Raw genomic sequence first — 12,676 nt, forward strand, 5'->3', positions numbered from 1 at the left:
ATCTAATTTCTTTTTTACTGGTAGCTTTTGATATGCATAAGAATAAATTAAATAACTCATAAAAAGAATACCTAAATACACTGCTATTATAATTATTGCCACAAGCATTATATGTGTAAATGAATTAATTTTTTCATCATAGAAAATAAGAGTTGCTGCACATAATACAATAATTAATATATCTACTCCAACAATTAGGGATAATGTATTTGATAAATTTCTCCCCTCTTTAGTAAGCATAGTCTTTCCATTTTTAATAAATAAAAAGCCAGACATAATTATTAATATAGGAATTAAGCCATAAACAATCCCCAGAGTAATAAATCGTATAATCTCATTATCATATAAGCTATCTATAAAATATAATCCAATCCCACTAAAGCCTACTATTAGCATTAATCCTGTTATAAAGCTTCTCTTTTCTTTGATAAATAATATAATTCCAATTATAGTTACAACAATACTAATAAATAAAATATTCATAAATTGCTCCTTAGTCATGAATTCTTCTTAATTAGTATTTTCCCTTATTATTTAAATATTATTATTTATCTTTAATGGTGTTCTCTATCTAATAATCATATCTTTAATACTTTATCCTTCAATTTTTTTTATTATCGAATACATTACTATAAATAACTGCTAACTAGTAATCTCCTATAAATATAAAAAAAGGATGTAGTACATATTAAAAATCCTTTTAATATATACTACTCTCCTTTTCTTAATTCTTATATTTCATATCTAACTAAAATTCTATTTCAGCATATAACATATTGTGGTCTGATAAATTGTTCTTAACCATTTCAATATTATTAATTCCAATATTCTTAGATACAATTATATTATCTAAACATGGTGTTATACAATCATCATCATTATATGTCTCATGCCACTTTCCATTATATCCATTTATAATATTGTAGTTGTCAGCAAATAAATTATATTCTTTAACATCATCTACATTAAAATCACCTGTTAATATTTTATATTCAGCCTTATCTGCATCCATAACAGCCTTTAATATTTCCATTTGATCTTTTCTTAAAGATTCTTTTTCATAACTTAAATGTGTGTTGTAAACAGCAATTTCTTTACCATCTACATTTACTACATATCTTTGATAAACTCTTTGTTCAACTGATGGTGATGGTAATTGAGTTACTTCACTTGAAGATATCTCTAAACTTGATAAAGCTCCTATTCCATATTCTCCACCATCATGGTTAATTGCTTTACCAAAGTAACCATTAGTAAGCTTATTTCCTTTTAAAACTTCTAATTGATCTACTTTTCCAGTTCTATTAGTATTTTTATCTATTTCTTGTAATCCTGCAATATCAATATCATAATCTCTTAATTGGTCTTTTAAACCTTGTAGACCATTTTCACTTTGTCTTCCTGTAGCTGTATTAAATGTTGCTACTTTAAAAGTTTTCTTTTCTACATCTGTAGATTTAGTTCTAGCATTTATAGAAATTGGTTTTGATTCTTTTTCATTTCTATATTTAGCAGTTACCTTAACTCCGTGGATAGTATTATTCTTTAAGTTAGCTACCTTATAGCTAGTTACATCTTTACCAACTGTTACAAAGGCTTCTCCATCTACGTAAACAACATATCCTTCTAATCCAAAGTCTACATTTGGTTTTTCCCAAGCTACAGTAATACTATTATTTGATAATTCTTTTACTGCAATATTTTGAGCTTTATTTAAAAGTATATTAACACTATTTTTAAATGTATCTACTGCTGCATTTAATTTTTCAACTGCTTCAGTAACTTCTATTAAAGTTGCTTCAGTATTATCTAATACATCTTGTGCTAAAGCTATTTCACTTATTAAAGTATCTTTAGCTTCTTTAGTATATTGACCTGATTCTGTTCCTACTACTGCATTGTTAGCTATTTCAGTTGCATTATTTATAGCTGTTTGTAATTCACTTTTATCAACTTGAACATTTCCTGGAAGCTCTGCAACTTCTTCAGGAGTTAATGCTTTATTAAATATCTTAGCTTCATCTATTGAGCCCTTCATATTACCAGCTGTTGCTAATCCTGATTTTGCACTTGCTCCAATTCTCTTTGCAGGGCCTTTAATTTTAGTCCCTATCTTATCTTGATATTTACCATTAACATATAAAGTAGTTCCATCACTGCCTGATACTATTGTTAAATGAACCCACTCACCTTCTGGTACAGTATAGTTAAATGTATTATCTGAAACACCATACTTAGTTAATCCAACTTTTTTTGTATTATTGTATTGTTCAAGCTTAATATCACCTTCATCTCCACCAAATAATACAACATTATTGTCTGTACTTTTATCTTTATTAACCCATATAGCTGCTGTCCAATCACCTTTTAAATCTTCTCTTCCTATTTGAACATAGCCATTTCCATTAAGTGAAATACCACTTCCATTTACTCCATTTTCTGTCCATGAAGCTTGACCTGTTAATGTAGCAGTATTTTTACCTGTTTTATCAGTTATAACAGTTCCTGTTCCTTCATTCATATCCCACTCTGAATTAAATGGAACATATGGAACTTCCCATATATCTGGATCTTTATAATATCCTACGCCTTGGTTTGTTAATCTTTCACCATGAGCTATAAGTCTTCCCTTATATTCATCCCATGATCTCATTTCCTTAGGTGTCCATGCTATTTCTGCATGACCAGCTAATCTTGGATAAATCATATAATCAGCAGCTTCTCTACTTACTATAGTTTCTGCAAATAAAGCAGCTTCTAATCCAAATACTAATTCCTTTGGTGCATAATCTGTTGGATCCCAATCATATGCATCATCAATAGAACTAAATCCAGCCCATTGTAATCCCCATGGTGAATTAGCATCATACTTCATATCTATATATGCCTTTTCAGCTTTAGAAACAACAATTTTCATACCCTTTTCTTGAGCTGCTGTATTTGAACCTGACCAGTTTTGTAATATTGAATCTGAACCTATTCCTGGTACTGTATCTATAGGGTCCCATCCCATTGATGTTTTCCCATACTTATTAACTATTTCATTTACTCTTCCAAGGAAGTAGTCGTATTCAGCTTTTGGAGTTGAATGAGCTTCATCTCCACCAATATGGAAATACTTTGATGGTGATATAGCTGAAACTTCTCTTATAATATCATCTAACATAGCATAAGTAGCTTCATCTCGAGTCATTAATGAACTAAATCCAACATCTATTCCTGTATATTGAGGCTTCTTTTGTCCATCTGGATTAAGGAAACCATAAGAAGCTAACATAGCATTTGTATGTCCCGGTAAATCAAACTCTGGAATAATCTCAATATATCTTTCACTTGCATATTGAATTATATCTTTAAATTCTTCTTGAGTGTAATATCCACCTGGACCTCCACCTACTTGATTATTTCCACCTATTATAGCTAAATCTGGCCAAGATTTTATTTCTAATCTCCAACCTTGATCATCACTAAGATGAATGTGTAATTTATTTATTTTATATTGAGAGGCTAAATCTATTTGACGTTTAAGTTCATCTACTGGTGCAAAATGTCTAGCAACATCTAGCATCATTCCACGATATTCGTATTCTGGCTTATCAAAAATAGTTGTACATGGCATACTCCACTCTACCCCTGTTACAACTTCACTTTTTTCTATACTTGCAGGTAATAATTGTCTTAATGTTTGAATACCATTAAATAAACCTGCTGCTTTATAAGCAACTATTTTTACTCCATCAGTAGTTGTAGTTATTTCATAACCTTCATTACCTAAGTCCTCTGATGCCCCTATAGTAGTTAAATAAATATTTCCTACTGGTACATCTGATGATTTAATAACATTTAAATCATATCCTGTTGATGGACCTAGCTTTCCTGCTAAGTATTCTCCTGTTTTAAATATTTCATTTGTTTCATCCTCTGAAATCCCTTGGACATAAATTGAAGCTTCTTCAGTAAGTATAAACTTTCCTTCAGTAACTTCTTGAGCTAATGGCTTTGGAATAATAGCCCTATCCATAGAAGCATTTTCTTCTGCGGCTTTTACTGGTTCGCCTTTCATTGATACTAGCCCAAAAGGCATAATTAATGCCATAGCAAAAGCAATTGCCCTTTTGCTATTAATTGGCTTTAGAATTTTTTTCATAATTCCCATTTGATTTAACTCTCCCTTCTTTTCTTATAATTGATATTTTATATCTCATTAATATTATACCCAATTATTTCCTTTTTATATCAATTTTACAATTAAATTACATTTGCTGTTTCTTTAATATCTTTATAAAATATTTTTAAATTTAAATGTATATTTTACTTGCACATTTAAACCTCTTATGATATTATATAAACAAGTTAAGGATAATAATTATTAATTAGTAAATTTTATTTGTAGAGGAGATTTAATTATGTTAAATGAAAAAACAATTGAAATAATAAAAAGTACAGTACCTGCATTAGAGACTCATGGAGTAGCTATTACAACTAAGTTTTATGAGTTAATGTTTGCTAATAATCCAGAGGTAAAACCAATGTTTGATATGGCTAGACAAGAATCAGGAAAGCAACCTTTTGCTTTAGCTCAAGTAGTTTTAGCAGCTGCTAAAAACATTGATAATTTAGAAGTTTTATTACCTACTGTACAAAAAATTGGTTCTAGACATTGTGAAGTTAAAGTAACTCCTGAGCAATACCAAATAGTTGGTAAGAACTTATTATTAGCTATTAAAGAAGTTTTAGGTGATGCTGCAACAGATGAAATAATATCTGCTTGGGGAGAAGCTTATGGCGTAATTGCTGAAATATTTATAAATGTAGAAAAAGGAATTTATTCAAAAGCTACAAAATAATTAGATAACTTACACTAAATATATAAATATATTATTTCTCTTAACCTGCCTTTTGAGAAATAAGTATAAATATCATTTATTTGCAAATATACAAACTGTAGTTTATTTGATGGCTCGACGCTTTAATACTCCTCCCTTCAGGAGATATCTAATATCTGACAAGCCATTAGACAACAACTTCTTAACTTTATAGGGAGTTAAAACTCAACCTAAAAGTTAAGAAGCTTGTTTATAAACTACAAATAAATAGCACCTAGAAAGCTTTAACCTTTCTAGGTGCTATTATTATAATTGCTTATATGATTATACAAAATATATTTTCATTTAAATATATCTTATTGTATTTTTTAAGGATATGTTTATAGGTTCCTACCATTTTCTTTTATAACATCCTTATACCAATAAAAGCTTTTTTTCTTTATTCTTTTTAAATCTTTTGCACTTTCTTCATCTCTATCTACATAAACAAATCCATAACGTTTTTGATATCCATTAAGCCAGCTTAATAAATCTGTAAATGACCAAGTGCAGTATCCTAATAAATCAACTCCATCTGTAATTGCTTCCTTACAGCCTTGTATGTGCCTCTTTAAGAATTCTATTCTATAATCATCATTTACTATATTATTTTCTTCTAACTTATCAAATGCACCTAATCCATTTTCTGTGATTAGTATAGGCAAGTTATATCTACTTGTTAATCTTCTTAATCCCACTCTTAATCCAGTTGGATCTATTTCCCAATCCCAATTAGTTGCTTCTAAATTAGGATTTTTTATAGTTCTAAATGCTCCTGGTATTCCTGTATCCTTAGCTGTTCCTTTTTTACCAGTATTATTTATTTCATCACAAATTCCTACACCATCTAATGAATTTGCTTTTACAGTCATTGTTCTATAATAATTTATTCCCATAAAATCAGGCTTACCTTTTTTCAATAATTCATAATCTCCCTCTTCTATAGTTGGAGCCTCACCTGTATTTTTATAATAATTTAACGCATATGTTGGATATTCTCCTTTACAATATACATCAAGCCACCAACTAGAATTTATATCTTCTGCATTTTCAGCTGCTAAAATATCTTCTGGTGTACAGCTATATGGATAAGCTGGTGAATAAGCAAAACTTGGCCCAATCATTCCATTAGGTACATATTTTCTAAAGGAATCTATTGCTTTAGCATTAGCTAAATTAGCAATATGGTTTGCTTCTAACATTCTTTTATTATCTTTTACTCCTGGTGGATGTAATGCTGTTTGATATCCTGCTCCTATAAATACATTTTGTTCATTTAATGTTACCCAATACTTTACTCTGTCTCCAAAGCTTTTATATAATGTAATACAATAATTATTAAAATCATCAATAATTTCTCTTGATTCCCATCCACCATATAAATCTTGTAGGTGCTTTGGTAAATCCCAATGATAAATTGTAATAATAGGTTCTATCTTATATTTAATTAACTCATTTATTAAGTTATTATAAAACTCAATTCCAGATTTATTTACTTCTCCTCTTCCACTTGGATATATACGAGTCCATGCTATTGAAAATCTGTATGCCTTTAATCCCATTTCTGCCATTAAGGCTACGTCTTCCTTATATCTATTATAATGGTCTACTGCTATTTCACCATTTGTTCCCTTAAATGTTTTGCCTGGAATCTTTACATACTCATCCCATATGCTTTCACCTTTTTCATCTACTTCCCATGCACCTTCTATTTGATATGCTGCTGATGCAGATCCCCATAAAAAGTTTTCCTTAAAACTATCTAAACTTGTATATATCAATAGATTCATCTCCTCTTAAGTTATATGCTTTACTTATTATTCCTTTCTTAAAACTATTTATCAAATTTTTAAGAAATAAATTATAAACACTATAGTAATTTAAAATTTAATAATTGTCTATACAATTATACATACTATTTACTAACTTCTAAGCTAGTATCATTTTGTGAATATTTTTCTTTTATAAATCCAAATACACCACCTAATACTATTCCTAATAACGCAGGTAATACCCAGCCTAAACCTTGTGAATATAATGGAAGATTACCAAATAACTTAGTTCCTAAATCAATTCCAAACCCATTTAACCCATAAACAACACTTACTGTACCTGTAAATAAAATAGTTAAACTATAGATAAGCTTACTTTCCTTAAAGAACTTATCTAACATAGCAAGTACAATTAACATAATAGATATTGGATAAATCATATCTAATACAGGAATAGAAATTGAAAGTATTTTTGTAAGCCCCATATTTGCAAGTGTCATACTTGAAAAAGCTAATATTCTTACCCAATTTTTGTAAGTTATTTTATTAGTTAATGTTTCAAAGTATTGACTACATGAAGCAATAAGTCCAACACTTGTAGTTAAGCATGCAAGTGTAAATAATACTGCTAATAATAAAGCTCCCGGCTTTCCAAATAAATAAGTCATAACATTAGTTAATGTCATTGCTCCATTTAATGTACTTCCAAATCTACCACCACTTGTTGCTCCTAAATGTGCTAAGGCAGCATAAATTAAAACTAATAATCCTCCTGCAATAAGCCCTGCTTTAACTGATGTTGATACAACATATTTTTCCTTAGTGATTCCCTTTGTTTTTATTGCAAGTGCAATTACAATTCCAAAGTTTAAGGCTGCTATAGTATCCATGGTTAAATATCCCTCTAAAAATCCTGTTACAAAAGGTGAATCTATATAAGCCCCAGTTGCTTCACCATAACCTCCTAATGGTTTAAAGATAGCTCCTATTACAACCACTAAAATTAATACAAGTAATGTTGGAGTTAAAACCTTTCCCATACGATCTACTAGCTTTGTTGGTGATAAAGCTAACCAATATGCTACTGTGAAAAATACTAAAGTAAATAAAAATCTTGCTACAATCTCTGATACCCCTTGTGGTAAATAAGGTGCTACTACCATTTCAAATGGTAAGCTTCCTGCACGAGGAATACCTAGTCCTGGTCCAATTGATAAATATATTAAAAGAGTAAATATAGTTGCAAAGAGTGGATTCACTCTAGCTGCTAACTTTTCTAACCCTCCTGATTTTGCTACTGCAATAACTCCTAATATAGGAAATCCTACTGACGTAATTAAAAATGCCCCTAATGCAACCCATACTTGGTTACCTGCTGATTGTCCTAAAAATGGTGGGAATATTAAATTTCCAGCCCCGAAGAATAATGAAAATAACATTAATCCTACAAATAATAAATCTTTTCTTGATAATTGTTTCATGTAAATTTCCCCCTTATGTTTTATTAAACCTAATTTTAGACAATAAAAAAACCGCCCCTTGATTACTCAAGGGACGGATATATCCGCGTTACCACCCTAATTCTATAAAAAATCTATACGTACTCAATTTTTTATAGCACTCTGTTCGTATCTATCAATACGCTTTTCCTATAACGTGGAAAGACTACGGCAACACTTACTCATTTCTTTTCAGTAATGCTTCTCGGAGATGATTTTCAGTTATAACTCGAACATTGGCTCTCAGCATATGCCAATTCTCTGTAGGACATCCTTACAACTTACTTTTTCTCGTTAATGAATTTAGGTTTATTTGAACTAATTATATTCAACTTTCTGAATTGTGTCAACAATAATTTAATAAAAAAGTGTTGTATCAAAACTAATTTTGATACAACACTTTTAATAATTCATATTATTTTCGTTTTACAAATAATATACCAAGTAAAATAATTATTACTCCTGCAATAAGAATCATTGCATTAGATATAACTGAACCAGTATTAGGTAATTTACTTATAGAGCTTGTATTGGTATTATTACCATTCTCTATATTACCATCAGAATTACTGTTTGAATCACCATCCCCACTTAATTCTTGTCCATAATTAGTCGGGTAATTTTTAAAGCTTACTTCTTTAATAACTTCATTTGTATCTATAGTTATACTATAAAGCTTTTTATCAATTTGATAACCTACAGGTGCTTTTAACTCCTTATAATAATACTTTCCGTATTTTAACTCAGAAGTAATAGCTTCCCCATTAGCATCTGTTACTAAAGTTTCAACATACTTTCCGTTAACATCATATATTCCAAATACAGCACCTTGTAATCTTTCTTCTGTTAACCCATCTAGCTTAACAATTTTAATCTTACCTTTTATAGCTGTATTTTCCATATTTAAATTAACTAATTCTCCATTATTTCTAATTTCAAATTCTATTGGATTTTCATCTAATATATATCCCTCTAAGGCTTTAGTTTCTTGTATTATATATTTTCCATAATAAAGATTGTCCATATTAACTACTCCATTTGAATCTGAAGTAACTTCTATTTCACTTCCATTATTAAATCCATCAATACAACGCAATTTAAACTTTACACCTTCTAAAGGCTCATTAGTTTCTGCATCATATTTATATAACTTTGCATCTCCTGTAATTTTCTCATTAGAAACATCTAATCTAATTTCTTCACCTTCAGTAGTTATACTAAAAGCTATATGAGATTCATCTTTTACATATCCCTCTAATTCCTTAGTTTCTATTAAATGATAGTCACCTAATGGTAATTCTACACTTGCATATCCTTCTTCATTTGTAATTACATATATTTCTACCCCATTTATTGCTCCTGATGTAGATGCTATTTTAAACTCTACATTTGCTAAAGCTTCACCTGTTTCAATATCATCCTTAAATATATTTAAAACTCCAGTTGGTTCTTCATTAGTAAATTCAATATTTATTTCAATACTTCTATTTATATTGATTCCAAAGGCAAATTCTAATATATCTTGATATTGATCCCCACCTGGATAAACTCGCCCTTCTGCATTTCTTAGTGATGCTTCTATAGTGAAATTTTTTACTCCATCAAAGCTATTAATACTTCTTACTTTAAAGGCTTCACCAATATTAAATGTACTCTTTTTATTTCCATTTAAGTCTACAGACCAAATTTCATTTGTTGATGGAAAATTAAAAGTTCCAGGAGAACCACTTGTTAAAATTGGTTCTGTTTCTTGATAATCATTAAACTTTTGAGTTTTTAAACTAGATTTAGAAAGATTAAACTCAGGATTTTTATATGGCCCTATATCACCTGATTTTGATAAACTTACTAATTCGTCAACATATGGATGTCTTCTATCTAAAATAGGTAGTCCATCTCCAACATATCCCATTATCTTCCATATAGCAAATTGAGTATATTGTCTTGCTGTTTCATTATCTAAATTATACTTTTCCTTTAGCCCACTTCCATTGTTAGGATAACCGTGATAAATAATACTTCTTAATGCTTCATTACTTGTCGCATATGGATTTCCATAAACTATGTTAACAGGAAAGGCCTTAATATACTGCATACAATATGCTATTCTTCCATCAATTGTTATAGGTGGTATTTTTAAAGTGTCAGTTGTTGTTCCATCTGCACCAGTCCATCCCCCTACACTTATCCCAGCACCTGTGTTTCCAGTTGCCTTTTGTCTCTCATCTATATAATCTAAATATAAATCTTGATCTTCATCAGACATGGAATTCCACTCTTCAGCTGATATTCCTGCAATACTAACACCTTCAATATCTTCTACTAATTCATCATTATAATATTCTTCTTCTAAAACTTCTTCTTCTAAAAGTAAGTCATCTTGGTCTATATATTCTGATATATTTTCTTCTTCGTGTTCTTCTATATAATTTTCTTCTTCTATTACTAAATCTTCTACTACGTTTTCTGCTGCATCTGTTTCTACAATATTTTCTTCATAATTTACTTCTGTATCTACTATATTTTCTTCTATCTTATTAGCTTCTTCTATTAAAGTATTTGCACTTGCTTCAAATACTGGTGATAATGTTGTAAATGTTATCAAAATAGCTAAAATTAAACTGAGTTTTTTAATCCTTTTGTTAAAATAATTATAAAAAATCATTTTTCCCCTTCTAGCCAAAGTATTATTACTCATAGCAAAAGACTATTTAATAATCAATTTGCTTATATAATTAAAAAATTTCACTTTACTTGCAAGTCCCTAGCTCTCTAGTATTAATTAATTTACTCTTGATATTTTGAAGGTTCACAGATGATTTTGGCTTTTAAATACTTCGGCATTTTATATAATAAAATTTTTTACCAAGCCAAAATCTTTAAAATTAACTAATCCCATCAAACTAGAGTAATTATTAAAATAAAATTTTCAATCAACTAGATACTTAAATTCTGAATAAATTTTTTTACATTCCTTAATTAACGGTAATAATTACTATTTAAGTATATTTAATATCGGATTAAATTACAATATCTTTTCGACATATTTGTTGATTTTTTATATATTTTTTATAAACTAATTCAAACTCAAATTAAAGTTGCTTTTGACTACATTTCAAATGATTAAAACAATAAATCCCACACAAAATATATTTTTTTATATAATTCAAACTAAATTCTATTAAATTATTCCATTTATCGATTCTTCTAAATTTTCATCTATACCACCATTCATCGTTTCATCTATAGATTCATCTACTTTTTCATCATCTAATTTAATTTCATTATCCTCACCTTTATCTTTTTCCTCTTCACTGTTTACTCCATCTTCTAACTGTAAGTCTTCTTCTATAATATCCCTAGACCCATTCTCTTCTTTAATGTCATTTATTATAGTTTCTTTATTGTCATCTAAATTAGATATTTCAAAGCTTATAATACTTCCTTCATTTGAGTTATCTAAATTGCTTTTTAATGTTGGAATTTCTCCTAATGAAACTTTAGTTACATCCCAAACATTAGTAGTATCCCATCCTAATATATCTAAATAGAAGCTAGGATTTGTCACCATTTCTCTAGTAGCAATATTGATTTTCCCATTTAAAGCTATATTATCAACAGTATTATTACTAGTTCCTAGTGATGATTCATACTCATATGAATTAATGTTGTTTGCTGTTATAGTAGGTAAGTGACTTTCACCATCAAATTTTCTACCATTTGTAATATCCCCAAGTGAAATATTATTTTCATATCTTGATGTAGCTCCTGACCATGAAGATCCTACAAATCCTCCTGCCATTCCTCCACCTATATGATTAACATTTACCTTTGTAAAGCAATTTTGAACTACTATTCCATTATTACCTTGTCCTACAAATCCACCAACTCTATCACCATGACCTTCTAGGGTTCCTATAGCATAAGAATTTGAAACTTGTCCTCTTTCTTTAACACCTAATAATCCACCTACAAATCCATTTGTTGATTTTACATCTCCACTAAATGAAACTTGTTTTATTGTAGAACCATTATCATAACCAAATAGTCCTCCAACCTTTTTTAAACCAATTACTGTTGAATTTGTTATACTAACATTTGATATTTTAGAATTGCTTCCTTGCTTTGATAATATTCCAACATTTTCTTCAGCCTTATCTATATATGCTCCATTTATAATTAGGTTTTCTATTGTTGCATTATTCACCTTTTTAAATAGTGGACTATTTAATCCTGTTATTGTTTTTTCATTACCATTTAAACTTCCTAAAAACTCAGTTGTAATTACTGATTCTCCATCTTTATAAGAGTTTAAATCAATATTTTCAGTAAGCTTATAATTTCCAAAAGGATTTGAACTTAATTTTTCTATTAATTCTTCTGAAGTTGAAATATTGCTTTCTAATGTAATATTGTTATTATTGTCTAAAGCACTTTTTAATGTTGGTAATTCTCCATTTTGAACATTAGAAACATCCCAAACATTTGTTGTATCCCAACCTAATATGTCTCTATAAAAATCTTCATTAAATAAATCATT

7 protein-coding genes and 1 other annotated feature are annotated in these 12,676 nt (G+C 29.1%); of the genes, 1 reads left to right on the forward strand and 6 read right to left on the reverse strand.

Annotated features, from left to right (window positions below):
- Both ACRDBA_RS06350 and ACRDBA_RS06355 read right to left on the reverse strand, forming a co-directional pair.
- On the reverse strand, nt 1–483 hold a 483-nt coding region (locus ACRDBA_RS06350; RefSeq protein ID WP_438572090.1), incomplete at its 3' end, for a hypothetical protein.
- 265 nt (nt 484–748) lie between these two features.
- Nucleotides 749–4,096 (reverse strand): family 20 glycosylhydrolase, encoded by a 3,348-nt coding sequence (locus tag ACRDBA_RS06355; RefSeq protein WP_438572096.1) that lies wholly within the window; start codon nt 4,094–4,096, stop codon nt 749–751.
- Nucleotides 4,097–4,406: 310 nt separating this feature from the next.
- On the opposite strand from ACRDBA_RS06355, the gene ACRDBA_RS06360 reads away from it, so the two are divergent.
- A complete protein-coding gene (locus ACRDBA_RS06360) occupies nt 4,407–4,847 on the forward strand; it encodes a globin domain-containing protein (protein WP_438572091.1) in 441 nt (146 codons plus the stop codon).
- 359 nt (nt 4,848–5,206) lie between these two features.
- Here ACRDBA_RS06360 and ACRDBA_RS06365 read toward each other — a convergent pair whose 3' ends face one another.
- The 4 genes from ACRDBA_RS06365 to ACRDBA_RS06380 form a co-directional block, all read right to left on the reverse strand.
- Entirely contained in the window at nt 5,207–6,646 is a 1,440-nt protein-coding gene (locus ACRDBA_RS06365) for a glycoside hydrolase family 1 protein (protein WP_438572092.1), read from the reverse strand.
- A gap of 134 nt (nt 6,647–6,780) precedes the next feature.
- Nucleotides 6,781–8,118, reverse strand: a complete 1,338-nt coding sequence (gene brnQ, locus ACRDBA_RS06370) for a branched-chain amino acid transport system II carrier protein (protein ID WP_438572093.1) — start codon at nt 8,116–8,118, stop codon at nt 6,781–6,783.
- A gap of 66 nt (nt 8,119–8,184) precedes the next feature.
- Nucleotides 8,185–8,443 (reverse strand) — a binding site (T-box leader).
- Between the two features lie 108 nt (nt 8,444–8,551).
- A complete protein-coding gene (locus ACRDBA_RS06375) occupies nt 8,552–10,801 on the reverse strand; it encodes a SpaA isopeptide-forming pilin-related protein (RefSeq protein WP_438572094.1) in 2,250 nt (749 codons plus the stop codon).
- Nucleotides 10,802–11,317: 516 nt separating this feature from the next.
- The coding region (locus tag ACRDBA_RS06380) for a ZmpA/ZmpB/ZmpC family metallo-endopeptidase-related protein (RefSeq protein WP_438572095.1) at nt 11,318–12,676 on the reverse strand (1,359 nt) is incomplete at its 5' end.

This window comes from Clostridium sp., from assembly GCF_051654825.1.
GTDB lineage: Bacteria > Bacillota > Clostridia > Clostridiales > Clostridiaceae > Clostridium.